Annotated in this window: 23 protein-coding genes and 7 tRNA genes; 24 read left to right on the plus strand and 6 right to left on the minus strand. The window is 50.8% G+C overall.

Translation table 11 applies throughout. The features are described 5' to 3' along the window. The first annotated feature begins 13 nt into the window (after nt 1-13). From MWG26_RS03920 to MWG26_RS03940, 5 genes are all read left to right on the plus strand, one after another. A complete protein-coding gene (locus MWG26_RS03920; RefSeq protein ID WP_003505014.1) occupies nt 14-268 on the plus strand; it encodes a DUF4315 family protein in 255 nt (84 codons plus the stop codon). Beyond that, nucleotides 258-1,055: a DUF4366 domain-containing protein gene (locus MWG26_RS03925; protein ID WP_003505015.1), complete on the plus strand. Its 798-nt coding sequence runs from the start codon at nt 258-260 to the stop codon at nt 1,053-1,055. Before MWG26_RS03920 ends, MWG26_RS03925 begins: the two co-directional genes overlap by 11 nt. Then, nucleotides 1,052-3,142: a DNA topoisomerase 3 gene (locus MWG26_RS03930; RefSeq protein WP_117441020.1), complete on the plus strand. Its 2,091-nt coding sequence runs from the start codon at nt 1,052-1,054 to the stop codon at nt 3,140-3,142. The genes MWG26_RS03925 and MWG26_RS03930 overlap by 4 nt, the downstream gene beginning before the upstream one ends. 143 nt (nt 3,143-3,285) lie before the next feature. Next, the gene (locus MWG26_RS03935) at nt 3,286-7,713 is read left to right on the plus strand and encodes an LPD25 domain-containing protein (protein WP_003505021.1); all 4,428 of its coding nucleotides are present in this window, start codon (nt 3,286-3,288) and stop codon (nt 7,711-7,713) included. Nucleotides 7,714-7,716: 3 nt separating this feature from the next. After that, nucleotides 7,717-7,917, plus strand: a complete 201-nt coding sequence (locus MWG26_RS03940) for a transposon-transfer assisting family protein (RefSeq protein WP_003505023.1) — start codon at nt 7,717-7,719, stop codon at nt 7,915-7,917. A gap of 328 nt (nt 7,918-8,245) precedes the next feature. On the opposite strand, the gene MWG26_RS03945 is transcribed toward MWG26_RS03940, so the two are convergent. The 5 genes from MWG26_RS03945 to MWG26_RS03965 all read right to left on the minus strand — a co-directional run bounded on the left by MWG26_RS03945 (nt 8,246) and on the right by MWG26_RS03965 (nt 11,541). Further along, entirely contained in the window at nt 8,246-8,578 is a 333-nt protein-coding gene (locus MWG26_RS03945) for a DUF6050 family protein (protein ID WP_117441019.1), read from the minus strand. 69 nt (nt 8,579-8,647) lie between these two features. Then, nucleotides 8,648-9,286 carry a class I SAM-dependent methyltransferase gene (locus MWG26_RS03950; RefSeq protein ID WP_003505027.1) on the minus strand — a complete coding sequence of 213 codons (639 nt, stop codon included), beginning with the start codon at nt 9,284-9,286 and terminating at the stop codon, nt 8,648-8,650. Nucleotides 9,287-9,566: 280 nt separating this feature from the next. Next, entirely contained in the window at nt 9,567-9,920 is a 354-nt protein-coding gene (locus MWG26_RS03955) for a cysteine-rich VLP domain-containing protein (RefSeq protein ID WP_044911538.1), read from the minus strand. Then, the gene (locus MWG26_RS03960) at nt 9,917-11,251 is read right to left on the minus strand and encodes a relaxase/mobilization nuclease domain-containing protein (RefSeq protein ID WP_003505032.1); all 1,335 of its coding nucleotides are present in this window, start codon (nt 11,249-11,251) and stop codon (nt 9,917-9,919) included. Before MWG26_RS03960 ends, MWG26_RS03955 begins: the two co-directional genes overlap by 4 nt. Continuing rightward, the gene (locus tag MWG26_RS03965) at nt 11,218-11,541 is read right to left on the minus strand and encodes a plasmid mobilization protein (RefSeq protein ID WP_117441018.1); all 324 of its coding nucleotides are present in this window, start codon (nt 11,539-11,541) and stop codon (nt 11,218-11,220) included. The genes MWG26_RS03960 and MWG26_RS03965 overlap by 34 nt, the downstream gene beginning before the upstream one ends. Before the next feature lie 656 nt (nt 11,542-12,197). Between MWG26_RS03965 and MWG26_RS03970 the strand changes: the two genes are divergently transcribed. From MWG26_RS03970 to MWG26_RS04060, 19 genes are all read left to right on the plus strand, one after another. Next, nucleotides 12,198-13,148, plus strand: coding sequence for a helix-turn-helix domain-containing protein (locus tag MWG26_RS03970; protein WP_003505037.1), 951 nt, complete (start codon nt 12,198-12,200; stop codon nt 13,146-13,148). A gap of 132 nt (nt 13,149-13,280) precedes the next feature. Beyond that, nucleotides 13,281-13,892 (plus strand): MptD family putative ECF transporter S component, encoded by a 612-nt coding sequence (locus tag MWG26_RS03975; RefSeq protein WP_003505039.1) that lies wholly within the window; start codon nt 13,281-13,283, stop codon nt 13,890-13,892. Continuing rightward, the gene (locus MWG26_RS03980; protein WP_330641620.1) at nt 13,892-14,587 is read left to right on the plus strand and encodes an energy-coupling factor transporter transmembrane component T family protein; all 696 of its coding nucleotides are present in this window, start codon (nt 13,892-13,894) and stop codon (nt 14,585-14,587) included. Before MWG26_RS03975 ends, MWG26_RS03980 begins: the two co-directional genes overlap by 1 nt. Nucleotides 14,588-14,597: 10 nt before the next feature. Continuing rightward, nucleotides 14,598-16,076 (plus strand): ABC transporter ATP-binding protein, encoded by a 1,479-nt coding sequence (locus tag MWG26_RS03985; protein WP_117441017.1) that lies wholly within the window; start codon nt 14,598-14,600, stop codon nt 16,074-16,076. 2 nt (nt 16,077-16,078) lie between these two features. After that, nucleotides 16,079-17,893, plus strand: a complete 1,815-nt coding sequence (locus MWG26_RS03990) for an ABC transporter ATP-binding protein (RefSeq protein ID WP_003505046.1) — start codon at nt 16,079-16,081, stop codon at nt 17,891-17,893. A 3-nt stretch (nt 17,894-17,896) separates the two neighbouring features. After that, entirely contained in the window at nt 17,897-19,630 is a 1,734-nt protein-coding gene (locus MWG26_RS03995; protein ID WP_003505048.1) for an ABC transporter ATP-binding protein, read from the plus strand. 21 nt (nt 19,631-19,651) lie between these two features. Then, nucleotides 19,652-20,014 (plus strand): metal-dependent transcriptional regulator, encoded by a 363-nt coding sequence (locus MWG26_RS04000; RefSeq protein WP_003505050.1) that lies wholly within the window; start codon nt 19,652-19,654, stop codon nt 20,012-20,014. A 514-nt stretch (nt 20,015-20,528) separates the two neighbouring features. Continuing rightward, nucleotides 20,529-20,972 carry an RNA polymerase sigma factor gene (locus MWG26_RS04005; protein ID WP_044911539.1) on the plus strand — a complete coding sequence of 148 codons (444 nt, stop codon included), beginning with the start codon at nt 20,529-20,531 and terminating at the stop codon, nt 20,970-20,972. Next, nucleotides 20,969-21,208: a helix-turn-helix domain-containing protein gene (locus tag MWG26_RS04010; RefSeq protein ID WP_003505055.1), complete on the plus strand. Its 240-nt coding sequence runs from the start codon at nt 20,969-20,971 to the stop codon at nt 21,206-21,208. The genes MWG26_RS04005 and MWG26_RS04010 overlap by 4 nt, the downstream gene beginning before the upstream one ends. Nucleotides 21,209-21,638: 430 nt before the next feature. Next, nucleotides 21,639-21,842: an excisionase gene (locus tag MWG26_RS04015; RefSeq protein WP_002566648.1), complete on the plus strand. Its 204-nt coding sequence runs from the start codon at nt 21,639-21,641 to the stop codon at nt 21,840-21,842. A gap of 79 nt (nt 21,843-21,921) precedes the next feature. Beyond that, nucleotides 21,922-23,178: a site-specific integrase gene (locus MWG26_RS04020; RefSeq protein ID WP_003505062.1), complete on the plus strand. Its 1,257-nt coding sequence runs from the start codon at nt 21,922-21,924 to the stop codon at nt 23,176-23,178. Between the two features lie 203 nt (nt 23,179-23,381). Next, complete coding sequence (locus MWG26_RS04025; RefSeq protein ID WP_025654733.1) at nt 23,382-23,864, plus strand: metallophosphoesterase family protein; 483 nt, start codon at nt 23,382-23,384, stop codon at nt 23,862-23,864. A 143-nt stretch (nt 23,865-24,007) separates the two neighbouring features. Further along, nucleotides 24,008-24,082 (plus strand) — tRNA-Pro (locus MWG26_RS04030). 4 nt (nt 24,083-24,086) lie between these two features. Next, nucleotides 24,087-24,157, plus strand: a tRNA-Gly gene (locus tag MWG26_RS04035). 51 nt (nt 24,158-24,208) lie between these two features. Then, nucleotides 24,209-24,282, plus strand: a tRNA-Arg gene (locus MWG26_RS04040). Between the two features lie 5 nt (nt 24,283-24,287). Beyond that, nucleotides 24,288-24,361: transfer RNA gene (locus tag MWG26_RS04045), tRNA-His, on the plus strand. Between the two features lie 47 nt (nt 24,362-24,408). Beyond that, a tRNA-Gln gene (locus MWG26_RS04050) sits at nt 24,409-24,480 on the plus strand. 38 nt (nt 24,481-24,518) lie between these two features. After that, nucleotides 24,519-24,591 (plus strand) — tRNA-Lys (locus tag MWG26_RS04055). Between the two features lie 93 nt (nt 24,592-24,684). Then, nucleotides 24,685-24,766 (plus strand) — tRNA-Leu (locus MWG26_RS04060). Between the two features lie 210 nt (nt 24,767-24,976). Here the strand turns inward: MWG26_RS04060 and MWG26_RS04065 are convergent. Continuing rightward, nucleotides 24,977-25,936: an aldo/keto reductase gene (locus MWG26_RS04065; RefSeq protein ID WP_025654790.1), complete on the minus strand. Its 960-nt coding sequence runs from the start codon at nt 25,934-25,936 to the stop codon at nt 24,977-24,979. Nucleotides 25,937-26,094: the final 158 nt, after the last annotated feature.

Here is a 26,094-nt window from a genome sequence, read left to right on the forward strand (position 1 = left end):
GGAGTTTTAGACTATGGCAGCAAATAAACTTGACCGTATTGAAAAGGACATTGAGAAAACCAAGGGCAAGATCGCGGAATTGCAGAAACAGCTCCGGGAGCTGGAAGCGGCAAAGACCGAACAGGAAAACTTGCAGATCGTCCAGCTTGTGCGCGGTCTGAACATGACCCCGCAGGAGTTCGCCGCCTTTGTGCGCGGCGGCGCTCTGCAAGCGCCCCCGGCCCCGCAGCCGGAGTTTGAACAGGAGGGAAACGCTGATGAAGAATAAGCTCATTCGCAGATTTACCGTGACGCTGGTCGCTGTGCTTTGCATGGCGGCTTTTTCCGTCACCGCCTACGCCGGGGGCGCTGACCCTGACCCGGAGCCGCTGCCGGAAACCACCGAGGCCCCTTTGCCGGAGGAAACGGAGGAACCCACCACCGGGGGCATAGAGATGGAGCCGGAGGGCGTACCCGTCACCCCGGAGGGCAACGCGGCTCTGGTAGATGATTTCTACGGGGATAAACAGCTTATCACCGTCACAACCAAGGCCGGGAATTATTTCTATATCCTGATTGACCGGGCCAACGAGGACAAGGAAACCTCCGTGCATTTCCTGAACCAAGTGGACGACGCCGACCTGCAAGCGTTGTTGGAGGACGGCGAACAGGAGCCGCAAGCCTGCACCTGCACGGCCAAGTGTGAAGCCGGAGCCGTCAACACGGCCTGCCCGGTTTGTAAGAATAACCTGACCGCCTGCGCCGGGCCGGAGCCGGAACCCGTAGGCGAGGAAGAACCGGCAGCGCCGGAGAAAGAAAGTGGCGGTATGGGCGGCCTTGTGGTGTTCCTTGTGGTAGCGCTGGCAGGCGGCGGCGCGGCCCTTTACTTCTTTAAGCTCCGTAAGCCGAAAGCGGATGTCAAGGGCAGCGATGATCTGGATGAGTACGACTTTGGCGAGGACGAAGAAGAAGCCCCGGAGCCGGACGACGCCACCGATGGGGACGCCCAAGAGCCGGGGGAAGATTTGTTGATAGAGGAAGAAGCAACAGAAACGAATAAGGAGGACGAGGAATGAGTATTCAGTTAGTGATTGCAGAGAAGCCGAGCGTAGCCCGCAGCATTGCAGGCGTGACCGGCGCGGATAAGAAACAGGACGGCTACTTTGAGGGAAACGGCTATCTGGTGAGCTGGTGTATCGGCCATCTGGTTTCCCTTGCCGACGCCGGGGCCTACGACGGGCGTTTCAAGAAGTGGCGCTATGACGATTTGCCGATTCTCCCGCAGGAATGGCAGTATATCATCCCGGACGAGAAGAAAAAGCAGTTTGAAGTCCTGCGTTCCCTGATGGAGCGCCCCGATGTGGACGGCCTTGTGTGCGCCACCGACGCCGGACGCGAGGGGGAACTCATTTTCCGTTTCGTCTATCAGATGGCGGGCTGTCAAAAGCCGTTCAAGCGTCTTTGGATTTCCAGCATGGAGGACGGGGCCATCCGTGACGGCTTTGCCAGCCTGAAACCCGGCGCGGACTATGACGCCCTCTATCAATCGGCCCTTTGCCGGGCGCGGGCGGATTGGCTGGTGGGGATAAACGCCACAAGGCTTTTCTCCATCCTCTACCACAAGACCCTGACCGTGGGCCGGGTGCAGACGCCCACCTTAAAAATGCTGGTTGACCGGGAGGCCAAAATCAGCGGTTTCAAGAAAGAGAAATATCACGTTGTCCATATCGCAGCGGGCGGCATGGAGGCGGCCAGCAGCCGCATTTCCAACCCCGGCGAGGCGGACAGCCTGAAAGCGGCTTGCGCCGGGGCGCAGGCCGTTTGTGTTTCCGTGGCGAGGGAGAAAAAGACGGAGCAGCCGCCCCGCCTCTATGACCTTACCACCTTGCAGCGGGAGGCCAACCGGCTCTTTGGCTTTACCGCCAAGCAGACCCTTGATTACGCCCAACAGCTCTACGAAAAAAAGCTGCTGACCTACCCCCGCACGGACAGCCGGTATTTAACCGACGATATGCAGCCCACAGCGGAAAGCCTTGTGTCCGGCCTCTGGCCCCTGCTTCCCTTTGCAAAGGGGCTTGACCTCTCCCCGCAGTTTGGCCGGATTCTGGACAGTAAAAAGGTGAGCGACCACCACGCCATCCTCCCCACAATGGAGTTTATCGCCAAGGGCTTTGACGGCTTGACCGAGGGGGAGAAAAAACTACTTTCCCTTGTCTGCTGCAAGCTGCTGTGCGCCGTGGCCGCGCCCCATGTGTATGAGGCCGTCACCGCCACAATCACCTGCGCCGGGAATGAATTTACCGCCAAGGGCAAAACCATCCTGACGCCGGGATGGAAAGAGATTGACCGGCGCTTTAAGGCTTCCTTTCAGACCGACGCCGACGAGGACGCGCCGGAGCTTGCGCGGGAGCTGCCGGAGATTACCGAGGGCCAGACCTTTGACAAGGTGGAGGCCAGCGCCACCGAGCATTTCACCACGCCGCCAAAGCCCTACACCGAAGATACGCTGCTGTCGGCTATGGAACGGGCCGGGGCCGAGGATATGCCGGAGGACGCCGAGAGGCAGGGCTTAGGCACACCGGCCACCCGCGCCTCCATCTTAGAAAAGCTGGTGCAGATGGGATTTATCGAGCGAAAGGGCAGGCAGCTACTTCCCACCAAGGACGGCCACAACCTTGCCTGCCTCCTGCCGGATGTGCTGACCTCTCCCCAGCTTACGGCACAGTGGGAAAAGGAGCTGACGGCGATTGCCAAGGGGGAGGCCGCCCCGGAGAGCTTCATGCAGGGCATTGAGGAAATGACGCGGGGCCTGATTGCGAACTATTCCCAGATCAGCGAGGACGCCCAGCAGTTGTTTCAAAACGAGCGTGTGGTTATCGGCAAATGCCCGCGCTGCGGGGAAAGCGTCTACGAGGGGAAAAAGAACTACTATTGCGGAAACCGGGCCTGCCAGTTTGTCATGTGGAAGAATGACCGATTTTTTGAGGAACGAAAGAAAGCGTTCACCCCGAAAATCGCCGCCGCGCTCCTTAAAAGCGGGAAAGTCAAGATAAAGGGCCTCTATTCCGTGAAAACGGGAAAGACCTACGACGGCACGGTACTTTTGGCTGATACGGGCGGGAAATACGTCAACTATCGCATAGAACGGAGGGCAAAGAACTAAAAAACAGCAAGCATAGGGAGTGTAGCCACACTCCCGAAAACTCCCTGACCCGGTACACCCTGCCGGGCCGGGGAGTTTGCTTGTTGGGGAATATCCCCAAACCCCTACGCAAAACACGACCACAGAAAGGATGTGAGGAATGAATGTCGTACAGCTCTTACGACCATGACAGCTTAGAAACGGCTGAAACCATGAAGATTGAGCGCCGGATTTACTTTGAAAGTGAACAGTCCGACCTTTCCGGCCTGGCGGCCCTGCCCTTGTCGGAGCTTTTGAAGCAGCGGGAGGAAAGCGCCGCCGCCGAACAGGAAGTGTTTAACCGTCTAAAGGAGCTGGCCGCCGCATGGGAGGAACAGGCCGGAAAGACCCTTGCCCTTGATAAAACGCTGGACTATGCCCGGACGCTTCCTGTCAAGCATACCGCAAACCAATGGGAGCCGCAGGGCGATTTTCTCCGCGTCCGCAGCAACGCCGTCTATAAAATGTCCTATTCCATTACCGAGAACACTCGGTATAACAGCGCGGCGGAGAAATCCATCCCCTATTCATGGACGCTGGACTGGAATCTTTACACCAATGCGCCGGGGAATTACGGACAGGCCAGAATCGCCGGGCAAAAGAAAGTCTTTGACAGCCGGGAAGCACTGGACAAATATCTGAATGGCCGTATCAAGGCCCACCAGCATTTGTTTACGGAAATCTCCCCGGCCATCCTCAAGGAGTACGCCGACTATTTCAAGGTGAATGGCCTTTTGCTCCCCGGTTACACCATCGAGGGGGAAGCGCCCAGTCAGGCCGCCGAGCTGCCCCAGCAGACCACCGGGGCCGAAAAAGAACAGCCGGAGCCGTCCCCTGCTATCCAACCGCCTGAAAGGAGGGAACCCGTGAACGAAGTATTTTCTATCCTGATTGACAACCGCGCCGAAGCGCAGTCCGGCGGGCCGCACGGCTACTGGCTTTCCCTGCCGGCCACCGCTGAACAGGTGCAGGCCGCCATGAAAGAAATCCACATCAGCGCCGACAACCCGCAGGATTTTTTCATTGACGGCATTTCTGCCCCGGAGGGCCGGGCGCTGGAATTGCCGGAGGATTTGGTACGGGCCGCCAGTGTGGACGAATTGAATTTCCTTGCCGCCCAGCTTCAAAAGCTGGACGCTGTGGAGCTTGCAGGCCTCAACGCCGCCATGCACTCTCCGGAAAAATTTCAGTCTATCGGCCAGATCATCGACTACGCCGAGAACACCGATTGTTTTATCCTGATCGACGCCAAGGACAACCGCACACTGGGGGATTACTACTTAAACCGTTCCGGCCTGATGGTAGTCCCCGACGAGTGGAAACCGGCCATCGACACGGAACGGCTGGGCCAGTTTATCGCCAGCGAGGAAAAAGGCACGTTTACGGAGTACGGCTATCTCCTGCGAACCGGCGACGAGTGGCAGCGCGTCCACGAGGGCCAGCCCGTGCCGGAGGAATACCGGGTAATGGGCTATCCCGCGCCGGAAGCGCTGCGGGAGGAAGCAAAAGCCCAGCCAGAGCAGAAACAGGAGGCCGCAGCTCCGCCCCCGCAGCCCGTCACCCCCATTATCCTGAACAGCCAGAACAGCGCCGACCGCATGAAAGAAATCACCGACCGGCTGGAAACAGGAATACAAGAACTTTTCGAGAGTGAACGCTACAAAGCCTATCTCACCTCTATGGCGAAGTTCCACAGTTACAGCTTTAACAACACGCTCCTGATCGCCATGCAGGGCGGCCAGCTTGTCGCAGGCTATAACAAGTGGCGGGATGATTTTCACCGCAACGTCAAGAAAGGCGAAAAGGCCATCAAGATACTGGCTCCAGCCCCGTTTAAGGCCAAAAAGGAAGTGCCGAAGCTGGACGCCCAGGGCAAGCAAGTGATCGGCAGGGACGGAAAGCCTGTCACCGAGGTTCAGGAGGTACAGGTTCCGGCCTTTAAGATTGTTTCCGTCTTTGACGTGAGCCAGACCGAGGGGGAGCCGCTGCCCTCTTTGGGGGTGGAGGAATTGACGGGCGGCGTGGAGCAATACCAAGATTTTTTCAAGGCGCTGGAACAGACCTCCCCCGTCCCGATTGGTTTTGAGGACATCCCCGGAGGCTCTCACGGCTACTACCACCTGACGGAAAAGCGGATTGCTATTCAGGAGGGCATGAGCGAATTGCAGACCGTCAAGACGGCCATTCACGAAATCGCCCATTCCAAGCTCCACGCCATAGACCCGGAGGCCACGCCCGCAGAGCAGGCCGCCCGGCCCGACAGCCGAACCCGCGAGGTACAGGCCGAGAGCGTGGCCTATGCCGTCTGCCAGCACTACGGGCTGGACACGTCCGACTATTCCTTTGGGTATGTGGCCGGGTGGAGTTCTGGCAAAGACCTGCAAGAGCTGCGGGCGTCCCTTGAAACCATCCGCGCTACTGCCCACGAGTTGATAACCGCCATCGACGGCCACCTTGCCGAACTTCAGCAGCAGCGGCAGGCCCAGCAGGAACAGCCGGAGGCCGCCCCAATAGAGCAGGCCGCCGAGCAGCCAAACCCGGACGGCGTATTTTCCAAGCTGCCCCCGGAACAGCAGCAGGCCATGACCGATGAAGTGCGGGCCATGCTGCAAATGCTGATTGACACGGATTTGAAAATTACCGGCGAGGTATCGCAGGGGACGAAAGAGGCCATCCAGACACAGGGCTTTACGCTCTCCAAGGATGGAACGCTGGAAAAGGCCGAGGCCCGGCAGCCGCAGGCGTGGAATAGGATAGACGGGATTTTGAACGGAAAACCATTCATGCCGGAGGCGTTCCCCAATGAACGGGCCAACGCTTTGATTGACCTTGCAGAAAAGGACGGCCAGCGGTTAGGCAACGGGGAACGCCGGTTGATTGTGGAATATGCCGAGGCGGTGGACGACACGCAAAAGGTGATGGCCCTTGTCAATGAGCTTTGCGAACAGGGCTATGAAATGCAGTACGGCGAGGTGGACAGCTTTGTGAAAAGCCGGATAGAGGGGGAAATCGCCGTGGCAAACGCCGAGCGCCAGATCACCCTTGACCCGGCAGCGGAGCCGATTGTTACGATTCTTTGGAGTGAAAGCCCCCACCTGAAAGACGGCCAGCAAATGCCGTTACATGAAGCCGATGCCGTTTTTAAGTCACTGGACGAGGCCCAGCGCCATGACCGGGAACAGCCGGGTTATACAGGTCATTGGTACGATAAAACCAAGTTCCGCATTGATTTTACTATGCAGGGCCAGCCGGACAACTACGAGGGGCGGCAGGATTTTGGCGACGGAGACGGTTCCCTGATCGAGCATATCCAAGGGTATCACGAATACTACGCGCAGGATGAAAGCTGGAAAAACCATGTGCTGCACCACGAGGGGCCGGAGGCATGGGAGGCGGACAAGGCCCAGCGGGAAATGCTTCTCAATGAGTTTATCCCTTATATGAAGCAGCACTGTAACCTTTCCCGTATGGAGCAGGAGGCCCAGCGCCTTTTGCAATCCGGCGATTCCCTCCCGCCAGAGCAGACCGCCTATTTGACCGCCCTTGTGGACTATGTAAAGGAGTGCCGCCCGCTTCTCAATCAGGGGGAACCTTTGCCGGAGCCGCCGCAGCTTTCCGACTTTGATAAGAGCTTGCAAAACTACAAGGAGCAGGTACAGGCCGAGGTCGCGCAGGAGGCCAAGGCCGCCGGTTTGACGGTGGAGGAATATATTGCTTCTGGCTCCGATGCCCCGGCGCAGCCTAACTTTTCCATCTACCAAGTACCGCGCGGCCCGGAGGGGCGCGACTTCCGCTACCGTTCCTATGAGGGCTTGCAGGCGGACGGGCTTTCAGTAGACAGGAAAAATTACCAGCTGGTCTACACAGCCCCGTTGGATAAGAACGCCTCTCTGGACGAGATTTACCATTGCTTTAATATGGAACATCCCGCCGATTACAAGGGACGTTCCCTCTCTATGGGAGATATTGTAGTGTTCCGGCAGGACGGGAAACAGACTGCCTACTATGTGGATCGTATCGGTTATCGGGAGGTGCCGGAATTTTTCAAGGAGCAGGGACGGCAGCTTACCCCCGACAAACTGGAAACGGGCGAAACTGTTAAAACACCGAGGGGGACTTTCTATGTAACCGCCATGAGCCGGGAACAGATGGAGGCTGCCGGGTATGGATTTCACCACCAGTCGGAGGATGGCAGGTATCTCATTATGGCAAATGGTACGAGGGCCTTTGCCATCCCGGCCCAGCAGGACAGCCACATCAAAACCGCTGAAATGTCCACCGAACAGAACGAAAATATGATCGACGGCATCCTGAACAACACTCCGTCCATGGGAGAACTGGAAGCCAGAGCAAAGGCCGGAGAACAGGTTTCCCTTTCGGATGTCGCTGCGGCAGTGAAAGCAGAGGGACAAACGCAAAAACAGGCCCACAAGAATGCTAAGGCCAACCATAGCCAGAAAAAGCCCTCCATCCGGGCGCAGCTTGCAGCGGCTAAGAAGGAACAGAAAAAGAATCCCCCGCATAGGGAACAATCAAAGGAATTGGAGGTATGAGGAATGTATTTCACCGTGGAAGAAGAAAACCTGATTTGTATGTATCATAAGAGTGACCGGCGCAGGACATCGGGAGCCATCCGGGCCACCCTGTCGGATATGAGCGAGGATATGGCGGCGCTGGCCCGTCAGGCCCTTGATAAGCTGGACGCTATGGGCGATGCCGACTTTGAAGCGCAGCCGTTCCATTTCACAGACGAATAACCCAAGCAGGCAAAAGCGCCGGACGCGGGGGGCTATATGTCCCTTGCGTCCGGCGCTTTTTTCGTGTTATACAAATCCATAGCATTTTCATAGTCAAATGTGACCTTTAGCCGTCACGCAGACTTATTCGCCTTGACGAATCATTGGCTGGCGTTCGATTTGCTGCTTTTTTGTAGTAGAAAAAGTAAATGGCTTTCCTGGGGGAAACGATATTAACACTCAGCCATACCTCCAACCAAGGGAAGCGGCCCCGATATTTCAGGGTTTCTCCCCTTTACTTTTTCTACACACACCTCCCAACATTTCAGGACACAACTGGAAATCCAAATCAATTCGTGAGCAATCGGTAAATAGTCAGAGGAATATACCATACAGCAACCACCAGACGCCAGGTCAGGATGACCCCGCCGATCAGGCCGCCTATTATAAAGTTCACAGCAATCATACCAACCGTGCCGCCTAAGTCATATCCATGGGGAACCAGCCAAACAAACATCCGCCGAATCCCAAAGGGAATCCCGCAACAGAGCCAGACATAAAAATATTCCGTTTCGCCGTTTTTGGTAAAGACCGACTTGAAAATCAAAAACAGGAACAGTGCGATTATCAGGGGCAAAACCGTGTGTTTCAACAAATCTTTCCAAATCTCTCCGCGTGTCATTCTATCCCTCCATCATGTGTTGTAAGTAAGAAATCTCTATGAATCCGCATTTTGAATCGGCGGTTCCGCTTACCGTGCTTTCTCCGCCAGGAGACAAATCCAGTGTTGTTTCCGATTTATATGTGCGGCTATCTGGGAAAAGCCTGCATCTTTTAAGTATTGCGTCAACTGTTCCTGAGTAAAAATACGCATTCCGTCGATAATGTCAGTCCATTTTTCGTCTGCCTGTTTCGTCCCGTCCGATTCATTCACAATCATAAATGTCCCGCCCGGTTTAAGTACCCGCCAGACTTCTTGAAAGCTCTCCACCGGCCCCGGCCAGAAATAGACCGTTTCAAAGGCTGTGATCACATCAAATGTCGCCGCTTCAAAAGGGAGACGAGACACATCCCCCTGCACAACGTTACATCTCCCAGACTGCACCTCATGCCGGTTGAACTGCTTTGTTTTATCACAAGCGACCTTGGAATAATCCAGGGCGGTGACCGTTGCAGCAGGAAAACGCTTTAAAAGCGCTGCGGTATTGCGTCCTCCGCCACATCCGAAATCTGCGATCATAGAATGAGACGCCTTCTGTACGACTGGAAAATAGGAAAGCCCCCAATCGGAAACAGCAGCATGGCCCTGATTCATACCTCTGACCATCATTTTTCCCATCCAGCCGTTCGGCTTTCTGGTGTTGTTAAAAAACTGTTTGAGAATCCCCATGGAATAACCTCCTTGCTCTTACTGAGTTCGCATTAACTAACTGATTTTATTATATAGGAACTCACTTGAAAAATCTACTGATTTTTCAAGGATATATGATTGTGGGGAAAGCCATAGGAAAAAGAAACAGAATGGCAACGCAGAAATGAGAGCGGGATATCGGTATCACTTTGTAGAAAAAGTAAATGCCGCTTCCAGGAGAAAAGGTATTAACATACGACCACCCCTCTGACCAAAGGAAAAAGCCCTGATATTTCAGGGCCTTTTCCCATTACTTTTTCTACGCATGCTCCCGGTGTTTCCTCGCCCACAGCTTCTTGCTCTGCCGTTTGCGTTTCTTGGCACAGTCTGGACAGTAAAGGCAGTTGGGCCGCCTGGGAGAAAACAGCGTCCCGCACTCCCGGCAGCGCAACGCCTGGCTCCGCTCCATTAGTTCGGCATAAAGCGCCGCGTCCAGCGGGAGGACGGCGGCCTTGAACCACCGGCACAGCAGCGAATAGGAAATGCTCTGCACACAGACACATTCCTCCCCATCGTCCAGCAGGAGGCAGTTCCCGTCACAGTAATTGCAGCACTCATGCGTTAGCCGTCGGGACTTGCGGTATTGGCTGTAATTCATTCTTGGTCGCTTCATCGTTCCTGTGTATGCTCCTTTCCCGGTGTCACCCACAAAATGCCATCCACATTCTGCTTTATAATGCCGTATTCTTTCAGCTCTTTCTTTACCTCGTTATACTGTTCTGACAGCCGTTCCCGTTCTCCGTCCAGCTTTTTATATTCGGTTTTGAGCGCGTACAGGTTGGGGAGCTTCTTCACCCCGGCCTCTTTGAGCGCCTTTGCCGCAGCTTCATACAAAATAAGCTGGCTCTCATGCTCTCGCCGGAACGCGGCCTTGTCTTTGGCCTGCCGCAGTTCCAGCGCCACGGGCCGCAGTTGCTTGTAGGTAGAAATATGCTTTATCAGCAGCGCCATGTCCCCAAGGCGGCGCTCCACCGCTTTCAGGGCAGCGGCGGCTTCGTCGTTGGCCGCGCTGATCTCGTTCAGCCTGCTTTCCAAACCCTCGTAGCTCTCAATCTGATGTTCCGTCAGGAAATTTAAGGCTTTAGCGGCCTGCTTCAAGTTGTGGACTTTCGCCCAACGCGCATAGCCCGCCGACTGCTGGGCCTTGATACTGTCCTCCAAGGCGATCCGCAGGGAGATTTCCCCGGCACTTCTTCTGCGCGGCCCCCGGTCGATGGCAATGCCCCTGATCCGCTGGGTGATCCGTTCCTCGGTGTAATCCTCCCCCAAGGTTTTGCAGCGGGTAAAGCGTTCCTGTCCGGGGGTGCGGAATGAAATGAATTTCCCGTGCTTAATCTCGTAGCCCTGCGCCTCCATGAGCCGTAAGAGGCCGTCAAAATCTCTGGCCTGCGGGATTGCCGCGTCAATGGCAATTTTCAGCTTTGCTTTCCAGCTCTTGCCCTTGCGCTGGGCGTCCCATTCGGCATAGCTCTTTCCCTTGTCCTTGCCCGGCTTCACCACGGACAAGCCGTTTTCCCTGCACAGCCGGTCACTGGTACGCCGGATATAGGCGTAGCTCTGCTTATTGGAAATGTACTTGCGCTGGTTTGCCATATCCACTGCGCAGAAAATGATGTGGTTATGCAGGTGGCCCTTGTCTATGTGGGTGGTTATCACATAGGGATATTTCCCGCCCAGCACTTCATCGGCAAGCTGCCGCCCGATTTCGTGGACCTGCTCCGGCGTGGTTTCGCCCGGCTCAAAGGCTTGTATCAGGTGGTGGGCCAGATTGTTGCCTTTCTTAAACGCCTGATCTAACAGCATTTGAAATTCAATGTCCGCCGTTTCATAGGAACAGCCGTAGGAGGAAACAAACATCTTATCGTCGGTCTTGTCCGGGTTCTCGATATAGTCCAGCGCCTTTTTCAGATTTACCTTGATAGGATGTATCTTTGTAATTGCCATATCTGGGCCAGCGCCCCCTTGATGTCCTCCACGTCCTGCGCGTACACAGCCCCGGTACTGTTGATACGCCGTGCAATCTGGTTGACGTTGACGCCGATTTTTTGCAGCTCCGCAGTCTGCGCCCGGATGTCGCTGGTGTCCACATGGACAATATAGCCGTCAATCAGCATTTTCCGGGCGTAGGCTGAAAAATTCCTTGTGCCGAGCTGGGACATCTTCGCTTGAATGAGCGCCCTTTCCTCCGGCGTCACGGGGACGCGCAGCACAAACTTCCGTTTTCGATTTGCCATTTCCTCACCGTCCTTTCATTCAGGGGTTTGGGGATTTCCCCAACAAGCAACCGGCTCCGGCCCGCAGGGAGGGATGGGGCCGATGTTCGGGAGTGTGGCTACACTCCCTATGCTTGCTGTTTTTCTTTTCCTCCACTCCTAATACTCTGAAAAGCTTTCAAACTACCCGCAAAATAGCGCTTTGGAAAGAAAAATTTGCAAAAAAATAAGAGGCCTTTTTGTGGCCTCCACAACACACAGAATAGAGAATATTATTTTGTGTACTGGTCAATAATTGTGCTGATAAACTGTGAAAAATGATATTCACTTTGTGTGCCTTCCTCTATCTGTTGGTTAAGAGAAAAATTTTCAGTTCCTAGGCTCTTTCGGTTTGTTCTATATTGTGTTGACATTACTCTTATATCTGATCAGGCTTCATGGTCTGCATATAGCGTTGTTTTCAGAGTTTATTAGCACAGAGGCTTTTGAACGGCTCTAGGCTGCCTGCCCTCATCAAGAAACAATAACATAATTTGCCCGTGCAGCAACGGACAAAGCGTCTTCGCTTCCTCTACCAATACTGTTATCTGCAAGTCTTACTTTGGCTTTATCTTGACTGCTTCCTTCAAATGGCATATTATAGTTAGAAGTAGCTAACCAAAAGGAGGGCTATTCTGATGACCCAACATCATGGCTTAGAATGGTATGGTGAAGGTGCGACATTCGCTGAAGTGTGCAATGATTACACGAAAGTTGAATACAAGTGCAATGGAATAGGGGTTCTATATGATTATGCGCTATTCCTTGGTATTGATTTGATCTTTATGGACTTTAATTGTACAGACACCTTCCGTGAACCCATTCCAAATAAAAATATCATTGAAATTCGTCATTACCAAAAGGGGCGCGTTGAATTTGAACTAAGAAATAATAAGGTTTTTCATATGAAAGAAGGAGAATTATGTATCAATGCTCTTGCTAATATTCCTGCGGCCTATTCTTTTCCCTTTGGATATAGCGTAGGACTAAGCTGTGTGATTGATAAGGATTCTGTCGATGCGGAAACGCAACAGATTTTTTCGTACTACAACATTGATGTTCTAAATCTGGGACGAGAACTGGAATTAGAAAAAAAGTGGTTTTTATGTCGAACGCCTCAGCGTCTGTTACATATCTTCGATGAATTGTACGCGGCAAAAGGTATTGAAGGGAGAAATTACTTCCGTATCAAATTATTGGAACTATTTTACCATATCAAACAGCTGCGGATTGAAGATCAGTATGAGGCAACGTATTATGCCAAAGAACAAATTGAAATCATCAAACGCATCCGCCAACAGCTCATAGAAAACCTCGACAAAAAAATATCCATAGAAGAACTTTTGCGAAAGGAGCCAATGAGCAAGGTCACATTTCAAGCTATTTTCAAACAGATTTATGGCGATACGCCCTATGCACATATCAAAAAGTATAAAATGAATCTTGCGGCTGTTTATTTGCAGGAAACAGATCAATCAATCACGCAAATAGCCGGTGAACTTGGATATTCAAATATTAGTAAATTTGCGCGAGCCTTTCAAGAAGTGTTTGGAATGCTTCCAAAGGATTACCGTAAAGCAAAAAAGTGATTTAACTTTTGGGCTGTTTTCTTGATTTACTTTTCCCTTTGGAGTAGTTAGAGACTGCAAACCGGTGTAGAATGACAGTGTAGTTAGTTATTGCTAACTACACTGTCATTTTATTTTAAGGAGGTTTCAAAGATGGAACAAACGGTGAAGAAAAAGTTTGGCATTCGCGATATTATGACGATTGCCGCAATGATGGTCATCAATTTTGCTATTGCAATGATAATTGGTATGGTTACATTGCCTTTTCCGGTAGTATATTTGTACGGCTCTGCCGGAATTGATGCATTTATCGGCGCAATCTTTTATCTGGTTGCAGCAAACCGCGTCAACAAACACGGACTGTTGTTTGCATGGGCTGCGGTTTATGGGGTGATTCAAGGAGTTATGGGTTATATGTTCTTGATTCCCTATTTCTTGATTGTAGCTCTCGTTGCCGAACTGTGCATGGTTGGCAAGAATACATACCAAAGTGCGGTTCGTAACCGAATTGGCTGGATGGTCAACTCAATCGGTAATTTTGTAGGTTGTGCCGTACCGTTGTGGTGGTCCTGGGACAGTTATCAGGAAATGGCTGCAAACAGTGGTTTTGATGCCAACACCTTAAATATGCAGCTCTCTATGGTAACGTCTCCTGCGCTGATGCTTTTGGGCGTTGTTATTACTGCGGTTCTTGCAATCCTCGGCACGTTGTTTGGCCAGCGTCTGCTCAGAAAGCATTTCCAAAAGGCAGGCATTGTAGGATGATGGCCGTATCAAAAAGCAGACGGATTGATCGAATTGACGGGCGCACAGTTCTTTTCCTGACGCTGTGCGCTTGTCTTGTTACTTTCCTTACAACAAGTTTTTTAGGACATGGAATTTTTACCCTTTGGATTTGTTTGATCCTGTGCTGGTTTGGTTTGTTTCGTCAGGCGATTGGGTGCTTTTCAATTTATATGGTTGCACTTGTATGGCTACTGATTGAAATGAAATATAAAATCAGTGTCCCATCTCCACTGTTGCTCAGCATGGTTTACAAACTTTTGCTTCCGGCTATGCCTGCCTATCTTCTGGCTAAAATCCCCTCTGGGAAATTAACGGCCAGCTTGAGAAGAATGCCGATTTCTACCCATATCATGCTTGTATTGATCGTCATGCTCCGCTTTGCGCCGACTGTGCTGCATGAATTTGGAGAAGTCAGGGAAGCCATGAAAATTCGTGGCTTCTTAAAATCGGTCGGTAATGTTTTGAGGCATCCAATGGACACGTTGGAATACGCCATTGTTCCGATGGTGTTCCGCTCCTTAAAGATCGCGGACGAGTTAGCAGCTTCTGCCATAGTCAGGGGAATTGAAAGCCCCTACAAGAAAGAAAGCTACTATGTCAGCCGGATCGCTGTGCTGGATTGCGTTTTGATTGTTGTCAGCGTGGGAGCTGCCGTGTGCTGCTGTCTTTTATAGGAGGAATGGAATGGGAAAAGAAATTATGATCCGTGACCTGACCTTTTCCTATGGCGGGAACGGAAATCAACTGGAACATATATCATTAGACATTGCCGCCGGGGAGGTCATTGTTATGACCGGCCCATCGGGAAGTGGGAAAAGCTCTTTGACAAGAGTAATTAACGGCCTGATCCCCTACTTTTACGAGGGAGAATTAAGCGGTGAGGTTTTTGTGGATGGAAAACTGCTGAAAGAGATTCCTTCCTGGGAACGCGGCAAAATCGCAGGAAATGTATTTCAAGACCCGAGGAGCCAGTTTTTTGCCAATGAGGTCGCAGGCGAGATTGCTTTTGGCTGTGAGAACTACGGTTATTCCCATGAAGAAATTCAGAACCATGTTCACCGGGCAGCGGCGAACATCAAGATTCAGGATATTTTGGATCACAGCCTGCACAGCCTGTCCTATGGAATGCGTCAGAAGGTTGCGATTGCATCCGCAGAGGCGATTGATCCTGAAATCTATGTCATGGATGAACCGTCTGCCAATCTGGATATTGCATCTACCTACCGCTTTGCAGATATTATTCACGATTTGAAGAAGAAGGGAAAAACCATCATTATAGCGGAACACCGGCTTTATTATCTGATGGATCTGGCAGACCGTTTCCTGTGTGTCCAGAAAGGGAAAATTGTGCGGGAATTTACTGCACAGCAGATGAAAGCTCTGACTAATAAGGAAATCCAGGCGCTGGGGCTTCGAACTCCTAACCTGCATCAGATTGAGCAAACGGAAATCCCGTCTGCGGCAACCAGTGAGGTTGTTCTGGAAGTGAAAAAACTGAACCACTCTTTTGGTGAAACGATTGTATCTAAGGATATTGACTTTCAATGCCATAAGGGAGAAGCGATAGCCCTGATCGGCCCAAACGGGACGGGCAAAAGCACCATAGGGCGAATCTTGGCAGGGCTTTTGAAAGAGAAATCCGGCGAAGTCGTTTTATTCGGAAAGCATTGTAGACCGAAAGGCCGCTTGGGAAAGGTCTGGTATATTCCCCAGGATTTAGACAGTCAGCTATTCGGTGAGGATTTGCTTGACGAACTGACTACCGGCGCAGAAGTCAACCCGGAGCGGAAACAAGCGGCGGAAGAAATCCTGGAGGCCCTGGAACTGACGCCATTCATCAAACAGCATCCCTCTACGCTGTCAGGAGGGCAAAAGCAGCGGCTGGCTCTTGGCGTGGCTCTAATGCACGAAGCGCCGATTATCGTACTGGATGAACCGACAAGCGGGCTGGACGGTACGAATATGCGGAATGTCAGCCGGATGATCCGCAAGCTGGCGAAAATGGGGCGCACCATTATCGTCATTACCCATGACGCGGAGTGTGCGCTTGCCTGCTGTGAGCGGGCAATACGCCTGGAGAACGGCTGCATTACCGATGATTTTCAAATCAGAGGCGCAGAGCTTCTCTTAGACAAAATTGGATATGACAAAAAGGAGGGTTAGAAATGGCACAGCAAAACAAGAAGCAGCCGATAGCGAAAACCGGACTGGCACGCTGCCTGGAATTGGCTTCCGGCCATAAAGGGTTGGTGTTCCTGGCAGGGTTTTTGGCGGCGCTGGCTGCGATCTGTTCTTTTGTTCCGTACTTATCAATCTACTACATCATTCGGGAAATCCTGTTTGTTTACCCGGATATGTCGCTCTTGAATGTTTCCGCAATCTCGACCTGGGGATGGCTGGCCCTGGCTGGAATTTTGGGGAACATCGTATTTTACTTTTTTGCCCTGTTGTGTTCCCACGTTGCGGCGTTTGGAACGCTTTATGAATTGAAGGTGGCCTTTGCCGACCACATCATGCAGATTCCCCTTGGGTATCATCTGACCCTGGGCAGCGGCAAAATGAGAAAGATCATGGATGAAAACATTGAAAGTGTTGAGAAATTCATCGCTCACCAGCTCCCGGACTTTGTGGCCTCTTTGGTCGCGCCGCTTGTTCTGGTTATCATTCTTCTTGGAATTGACTGGCGGTATGGCGTGGTTTGTCTGGTCGGTATTGTTCTGGCCTTTATCGTGCAGTTTGCGGGCTTCAACGGAGAAGCAAAGGAAAAAATGCACCGTTTTCAGACCGCCCAGGAGAACATGAACAGCGCTTCTGTGGAATATGTACGTGGTATGTCGGAGATCAAAGCATTTAATCAGACCGCCGATTCCTTTAAGCGGTTGGGCAAATCCATTACAGACTATACCTCTTTTGTGTTGGAGTACGCATTGGGCTGGCAGAACTGTATGCCTGCTTTTACCACGATCATCAACAATATTTATCTGCTTTTGATTCCGGTGGGCATTCTGATCGGGATGCACACTACGGATTTCAGGGAGTATTCGCTGACATTTATTTTCTACCTGATTATTGTCCATGCGATTTCCGGTGTCCTGAATAAAATCATGTATATCTCTGAGTCCTTTACGCAGATTGACGGCAGCGTGGAGCGTATGGATGAAATCCTGCGTATCCCGGCCCTGCCCGAAAAGAGTACGGCGCAAGCAATCGAAAACTATGGGATTGCTTTCCGGGATGTCAGCTTTTCCTACGAAGCCGATTCCCAGGTCAAGGCCCTGTCTCATGTTTCTTTCTTTGCGGATCAGGGCAAGGTGACAGCCATTGTCGGCCCCTCCGGTGGCGGTAAAAGTACCATCGCCAGCCTAATCTCCCGGTTTTATGATGTGACGGACGGAAGTATTCAGATCGGCGGCGTTGACATTCGGGATATTCCTCTGGATGCGCTGATGGATAAGGTCAGCTTCGTATTTCAGGATACGTTCCTGTTCAAACAGAGCATCCTGGATAACATCCGTATGGGAAATCCAGATGCCACGGAAGAACAGGTGATTGCGGCGGCAAAGGCTGCAAGATGCCATGATTTTATTGAGCAGCTTCCAAACGGTTATCAGACTGTGATCGGCAGTACCGGCGTCCATCTCTCCGGTGGTGAGCGTCAGCGGATTGCCATTGCAAGGGCTATCGTAAAAGACGCGCCCATCATCGTTCTGGACGAGGCTACTGCGTTCAGTGACCCGGAGAACGAGTACCTGATTCAAAAAGCCTTTGAAAAGCTGATCCAAAATAAAACAGTTGTAATGATCGCCCATCGCCTGTCCACGATTCGTAATGCTGACCAGATACTTGTCATGGAAAAGGGCTGCCTGATTGAATCCGGCACCCATGACGAGCTGCTGAAGAAGGACGGAAAATACGCGCAGATGTGGAGCAGCTATACGGAGTCGATCAACTGGAAAATTGGCACAGGAAAGGCGGTGTGATCTATGAGTAAGCTGAAAGAAAAGTTAATGCTGTCGGAGAAAGGCTATTCCGACCTGAAAAAAGCAATTACGGCCTGCACAATAACCAATATCGCGTTATTGCTCCCATCAATGGTAGCCTGCCTGATCTTTTGGGAGCTGTTAAAGCCGTTTACGGGAGAAGCAATTTCGTGGGCCGCGTTGTGGAAGCTGCTGGGCCTGGGGCTGGTGGCGGCTATTCTGGTATTCCTGGCCGCGAAAAACGATTATAGGAAAACCTATATTGCTTCCTATAAGGAGGCCAGCACGACCAGACTTCGGATCGCGGAGCATCTTCGCAAGCTCCCCATGAGCTTCTTTAACACAAAAGATTTGTCCGATATTACCACCAACATGATGGCGGATTGCAGCAGCATGGAATCCATGCTCAGCAGTACCATCCCGCCGCTGATTGCAAATATCATCTCTGTTACCCTGACCTGCGTTTGTCTGGCATTTTTTGACTGGAGAATGGCCCTTGCGATTTTCTGCACAATGCCGGTTACATTCCTTATCATCTGGTGCGGGCGCAAGCTACAACTTCGTCTGTTTGACAAACAGGTGGATGTGAAACTGGAGGCGTCTAGCCAGATTCAGGAATACCTGGAAGGTATCAAAATCATCAAATCCTGTGGTCTTGGCGGTTCCCGCTTCGATGCGTTGGATAAAGCACTCCAGGCTATGAGAAAAATCGCCATCAAGGTAGAACTGGCCTCCGGTATTCTGGTTCAGGGAGCCAGCCTGATCCTGCAAGCAGGGCTTGGCATTACTATTTTCATTGGAACGGTGCTGATAACAAACGGTAAAATTGAACTGCTTTCTTTACTGGTTCTACTGATGTTCTCTACGCAAATTTACGGTCCGATCCTTGCCATTCTCTCGCAGTTGACCTCTCTGTTTCACTTGGGGACTGTTACCAACCGTATGCGTACCCTGCTGACCACGCCCGCCATGGAGGGCGAGGACAAGGATGTATCCAAATATGACATTGAACTGAAAAATGTCACTTTCGGATATAACCAGGACGATGTTATCAAGGATGTGTCTTTCTCTATTCCCGCTGGCAGCGTAACGGCTCTGGTAGGGCCTTCCGGCAGCGGCAAAAGCACGATTTCCAAACTGAACGCCCGTTTTTGGGATGTAAGAAAAGGCCAGATCACCATTGGCGGCATAGATGTCAGCACCATTGAACCGGAACACCTGATGCGCTGTATGTCCTTTGTATTCCAGGATGTGACCCTGTTCAATGATACTGTTTTTAACAATATCCGTGTAGGCAACATGAACGCTACCGAGGAGCAGGTCATGGCGGCGGCAAAGGCGGCATACTGTGACGAATTTATCCAGCGATTGCCAGACGGTTATCAGACTGTCCTTGGAGAGAACGGCAGCACTCTTTCCGGTGGTGAGCGTCAGCGGATTTCCATTGCCCGCGCGCTTTTGAAGGACGCACCTATTATTCTGCTTGATGAGGCAACAGCGTCCCTTGACCCAGAGAACGAGGTTTTGATTCAGCGTGCTATTGCAAAACTGGTAGAGGGTAAGACGGTTATTATGATTGCTCATCGGCTCCGCACTGTGGTGGATACTGACCAGATCATTGTCCTGGATAATGGTAAGTTGGTTGAGCAAGGCACTCATGAGGAACTAATGAAGAAGAACGGTCTATACCATAAGTTATTTCATATTCAGCAGGAAAGCCTTAGTTGGGCCGTATAATTTTTGTACTAGGAGGCTGAGATGAAACTTCATGCATCCGGGGAGGACTACTTGGAAGCTATCCTCGTTCTGCATAAGAGAATAGGCATGGTGCGTTCCGTAGATGTAGCCCGGCACATGGAGGTGTCAAAACCCAGCGTGTGCCATGCAGTAGGCATTTTGCGTGAGGGCGGCTTTCTGACAATGGATGAAGAACACTATCTGCATCTAACAGACATTGGTCGAGAAGTGGCCGTAAAAATCTATGAGCGCCATTGCTTTTTCATGGAACAGCTCATAGCCGCAGGCGTTGATCCTAAAATTGCAGAAGCCGATGCCTGTCGGTTGGAACACGTTATTAGTAGGGAATCTTTTGAACGGTTAAAAGAAACAGCCGACCAATAGGAAGTGAATCACACGAAACACGCTTCACCGCCCAATAGGCAAAGAAAAAACGTTGCAGGGACAGAGGCTTTCCTGCGCGTAAAATGGATTCCTTAATCTTCGGCGGTTCAAGACCAAGTCTGCCGTTTCTTCGCCTTCTATTGGAAATGGCGTCCTGACACTGGCGTGATTGGCGGCTCTAGGAGGAAGCTGTCATGTGTAGAACGGGAGAGCGACCACCGGAAATGGGAGTAGTACCGTTAAAAAAAGCCATCCCCCGGCCATTCGGAAATGCGGCCGGAACTATGCATTATACCATGCAGTAAAATATTTTACTATTTTTATGTTCGCCCGGAGGGTTTATGCCCTTCCGGGCGAATTTTGTTATTTCCTGCGTCCCGTACCACCGGCCCCACACTTTTTCAAAAAATGTTTAAAAAAGTGGCGTTTAGCGGGTAGCTGGTGGCCTTTCAAAAGTAACTTTGGCGGAAAGGGAGATAACCACCAAAATCACCCACAGAAAGGGGGTGAGAAGATGGATACAATCCCCCGCAATGACTTTATCCTACGGCACCGCTATGACGCATTTTGCAAGGCGGTACTCCGCAATGAGGCCAAAGATTATCTGCGTGAGATGGGACGGCAGCGCGACCGTGAAAAGTCGTTTGAATGCCTGACTCCGGAAGAACTGGAAAAGCTCTCCACGGTAGATTATTACCCCAGCGATAGCTACGTTTTTTCGTCGCATGGATATGATTTGCCCATTGACAACGAGCTTGTAGCCGAGGCATTCGCCAGCCTGCCACAACAGGAACAAAGCATTTTGATTTTGCACTGTGTTTTGGATTTGGCAGACGGAGAAATCGCAAGCCTCATGGGAATGTCCCGCAGCGCCGTACAGCGCCACAGGACAAGCACCCTGAAACAGTTGCGTTTGAAATTGATGGCGCTCATGCCAGAGGGAGGGAAACGCGGATGAAGGAACCCACATTCAACGGCAGAGAGCTTCTGCCCCTTTCGGTGATGGAAGCTGCCCACGCTGGGGACGCAATGGCTATGGAACAAGTGCTGCGGTACTATGCGGGCTACATAAACAAGCTCTGTACCCGCACCTTGTACGATAGCAGCGACATCCCTTATGTGTGCGTGGACGAGTATATGAAGCACCGTTTGGAACTCAAGCTCATTCATTCCATCATCGTTGCTTTGAAGTAACGGCCCGGCCACGGGAACGGAAATGTTTTACTCATCCCTTTCCGCATTTCCGCTGACCTGGTGGCTGATGGATGCACCTTGACAAATACGCCCGCAGGACAATGGCGGTGCGTCATAGGGCATACGGACACATTCTGTCTGCATCGAGCCGGACGGCGGTTGCGCCATGATGCTGATTTCTACGAAAACAGCGGAGCGATCACCACCCAGCCGCAACATAAGCGTGGCTGCTTATGGGCGACGACGTGTAGGCAGGACAATGATACTCCCTTACAGCCACAGTCCGAGCGTTAAAAGCGTCGCAGGCAATGGGTAGGGCCGCGTGAAAACCACGCGGGGGTGAAAGTCCCGTGGAGCTGGGCCGCCAGCCGTCCGTGTTTTGCCCACATTCACAAGAAACCTTTGTTTTAAACAGAAAGGGGGCCGCATTATGAGTAATAACGATGTGCCTATTTGGGAAAAGTATACGCTTACCATTGAGGAAGCGTCGAAATATTTTCGCATTGGAGAAAACAAGCTGCGGCGGCTTGCCGAGGAAAACCCATCCGCTGGCTGGGTGATTTTGAACGGCAACCGCATCCAGATCAAACGGCAAAAGTTTGAAAAAATCATTGATTCTCTGGACACAATCTAGTGAAAAAGAGCCTTGACTATGCTATAATATCCTTAGAGCGTGTCAAGGCTCTTTCCGTCATGGAAAGGAGCATGACGAAATGCCAAAACAGGAACGAGATGTAAAAAGACGGGACAGCAAGGGCCGCCTTTTGAAATCTGGAGAGAGCCAGCGACCAGACGGAAGATACGCTTACAAATATACGGACACCTTTGGGGAACAGAAGTTTGTTTACTCATGGAAGTTAGTACCCACAGACAAAATCCCTGCCGGGAAGCGGGCGGATATTTCACTCCGCGAGAAAATCAAGCAGATACAGAAAGACCTTGACGACGGGATAGACACCATCGGCAAGAAAATGACGGTCTGCCAGCTTTATGCCAAGTACATCCGGCAGCGGGGAAATGTGAAGCGGGGAACCCAAAAGAGCCGCCAGCAGCTAATGAAACTTTTAGAAGAAGATAAGCTGGGGGCGGCCAGCATTGACAGCGTGAAGCTGTCCGACGCGAAAGAATGGGCTTTGCGTATGCAGGAAAAGGGTGTTGCTTACACGACCATCTGCAATAGCAAGCGTTCCCTGAAAGCCATCTTCTATATGGCGATTCAGGATGATTACCTCCGCAAAAATCCCTTTGACTTCCAGATCAATGAAGTAATCAACGACGACACCGAGCCAAAGGTTCCTCTGACCCCCGCACAGGAAAAAGAACTCCTGAAATTCATACAGGATGATACCATCTATTCCAAGTATTATGACGAGGTGGTTATCCTGCTGGAAACAGGACTTCGGATTTCTGAACTCTGCGGCCTGACCCCTGCTGATCTGAATTTTGAAAAGCGTTTTATCCATGTAGACCACCAGCTTTTGAGAAGCACGGAGGACGGCTACTATATCGAAACGCCCAAGACAGACAGCGGATTTCGTCAAGTGCCAATGAGCGCAGCAGCTTATGAGGCGTTCCAGCGCGTGTTGAAGAACCGCAGGGGCGGCAAGGCAATACAGGTGGATGGGTATAGTAATTTCCTATTCCTGAACCGGGACGGCCTGCCGAAAGTAGCGGTACATTATGACGCCATGTTTAAGTGTCTTGCCAAGAAGTTTAACAAGTGTCACAAGGAGCCGTTGCCGTCAGTAATGACGCCCCACACCATGCGGCACACGTTCTGCACCAGAATGGCAAATGCGGGAATGAACCCAAAAGCACTACAATATATCATGGGCCATTCCAACATCATTATGACGCTGAACTATTACGCCCACGCCACATTCCATTCCGCACAGGAGGAAATGGACAGACTGGAAGCCAAGACGGAAATCAAAGTGGTAAACACGGAGAAAACCGAAGCTGCCGCTTAGTAGTAGACAGGTATTTTACTACTTCTTCTACTACTTTTGACCGTGAAAACACAAGGGGTTATAAAAGTATTTGTGAGGTTCTTCCGATATGAAAAACGCCGGAAAAGCCCGAAGTTACGGGCTATACCGGCATTTAAGAACTTCTAAAGAGATAATCGAAAATCTATTAAACTATTATATAAAAAAGAACAAGGATGAATGGAATGAAAGTATTGATAGTTAGCGATACGCATGGAAACCACTTTAACCTGGACCGTATTCTGGATCAGGCCGGTGCAGTGGATATGTTTATCCACCTTGGCGATGTGGAAGGCGGAGAGGAGTATCTTGATGCGGTAGTGGACTGTGAAAAACATATGGTAAAGGGAAATAACGACTTTTTTTCCGACCTTCCCAAGGAAGAAGAATTCAGTATAGGAAAGTATAAAATCTTTATTACACACGGACACGGCTACTATGTTTCGCTGGATCCGGAATATATAAAAGAAGAGGGGAAGGCCCGCAATGCCGATATTGTGATGTTTGGACATACGCACCGTCCATACCTGGACCAGGGGAAGGAGATTACAGTCCTGAATCCCGGCAGTGTTTCATATCCGAGGCAGGAGGGGAGGAAGGGGAGCTACATGATCATGGAGCTGAACGAGAATGAAAAGCCCTGTTTCCATCAGTATTATCTGGATTGAAGGTTTGAAATCAGGCGTTTTTTGGCCAAATTGGCTGCCTGCGAAAAAAATGTAAAAAAATAAAAAATTATTGTTGACATAAGCTGTGCCTTATTATATAATAACTATTGCGTCACGGGAAAAAGTGACAAGCACAATTACATCGGGGTGTGGCTCAGCTTGGCTAGAGCGCCTGGTTTGGGACCAGGAGGTCGCAGGTTCGAATCCTGTCACCCCGATAGTGCGGGTGTAGTTCAATGGTAGAACACCAGCCTTCCAAGCTGGATACGTGGGTTCGATTCCCATCACCCGCTTTCTTACAGCATCATGTTGTAAGGAGCCGTAAACAGGGGATAATTTCATAAGAGTCTGTAGCTCAGCTGGATAGAGCAACGGCCTTCTAAGCCGTAGGTCGAGGGTTCGAATCCCCCCAGGCTCGTTGTGGTGGGTGTGGTGCAGTTGGTTAGCGCGCCAGATTGTGGTTCTGGATATCGTGGGTTCGAGTCCCATCACCCACCCTTGTTTTATTAGTACTGGCAACGCAGTGTCAGATATAAGTCTTTATTGGGCTATCGCCAAGCGGTAAGGCACAGGACTTTGACTCCTGCATTCGCTGGTTCGAATCCAGCTAGCCCAGTTTGCCTGGGTGCAGGCGGGAACAATCGAATAGTATGAGGGCGTGTAGCTCAGGTGGTAGAGCACTTGACTTTTAATCAAGTTGTCCGGGGTTCGAATCCCCGCACGCTCATTGAGAAGAAATATCGTTAACTCAATAATTATTGAGATTGCGATATTTTTTTGACAAAGCACGGCAGATGTAATAAAATACATTTGCTGGTATGCGGATATGGCGGAATTGGCAGACGCGCTAGACTTAGGATCTAGTGGGGTACCCCGTGCAGGTTCAAGTCCTGTTATCCGCATCAAGAGCCTTAATCTTTCCATCTCGGAGGGTTAAGGCTTTTTTTATATATTGATTAGGGGAAAAGAAAAATGTAAAGCGAGTTCTGCTTAACAAAAAAATACCGCCGGTTGATCCGGCGGTATATATTTATGGGTGATTTTAATTGGTTATAAATGGTTTCTCTACTATATTAAATGTTTTTCTCAAAGGATCTTTTTAAGAGCGTATCTTAGATACCTACAGTGTCGTCAATAGCCTGGTTGATGACTGCCATTTCATCCTCAGACAGTGCCCAGTCGAATGCAGAACAATTTTCCAGCGCCTCTTTTGGATTTCTGACCCCGGTGAGTGAAGCTCCTATGTATGAATGCTGCGTCGTCCAGTTGACCGCTACCTGCGCTACAGGAACCTGATGTGATTCTGCGATCTGATCCAGTGTCTTTAGAAGTTCCATTACCTTGGAGAATTTCGGTTCCTCAAAGAAATCATAGAATCCGAGTCTTGCATCTCCGGCTTCGAACTTCGGCAGTTCACGAATTGCGCCTGTCAGTATCCCGGCGCCTAAGCCTCCGTATCCCATTGTATAAACACCCTTTTGAGCATATCTTTTCAGGACTTCCTCTTTGGAACGATTGACCATAGAATAAGCGAACTGTACCACGTCAATTGCGCCCAGGTCATACAGTTTGGAGAGCTCTTCATCCTCAAAATTAGAAATTCCTGTATATAGGATCTTTCCCTGCTGTTTTAATGCATTTAAAGCCTCAACAGTTTCGTCAAACGGTGTATTTACATCCGGCCAGTGTATTAGGTAGATGTCGATGTGGTCGGTATTCAGCCTGGTCAGTGATTCTTCACACTGCTTAATGATCGCGGCCTTGCTGCTGTCACGGATGGGCTGAGAAGAGCCGTATTTAGCTTCTTCGGGCCAGCGGATTCCGCATTTGGTCAGCAGAGTGACCCGATCCCGGCAGGAAGCGATCGCTTTTCCGACTACTTCCTCGGAATGGCCGCGTCCATAGCTTGGGGCGGTATCGATTAGGTTGACGCCCTGTTCTACCATAGTAAGAATTGCATCGATGGAATCTTTTTCGTTAACGTCTCCCCAGCCAGTGCCTCCGATGGCCCATGTTCCAACTGCCAGCTCAGACAGCCTTAAATCTGTGTTTCCAAATTGTTTGTAGCGCATAATATCATCCTTTCTTTGTTTGCTAGATTGTTTCACATTTGTATTGTATACTTATTGTATTATTATTGTCAAGTGTTAATGGATAAAATAAATAACAAAAACAATACAATATTATTGACAAAATGATATCGTACAGATATAATGCATATATAATATAA

The organism is Faecalicatena contorta (assembly GCF_022835095.1).
Taxonomy (GTDB): domain Bacteria; phylum Bacillota; class Clostridia; order Lachnospirales; family Lachnospiraceae; genus Faecalicatena; species Faecalicatena contorta.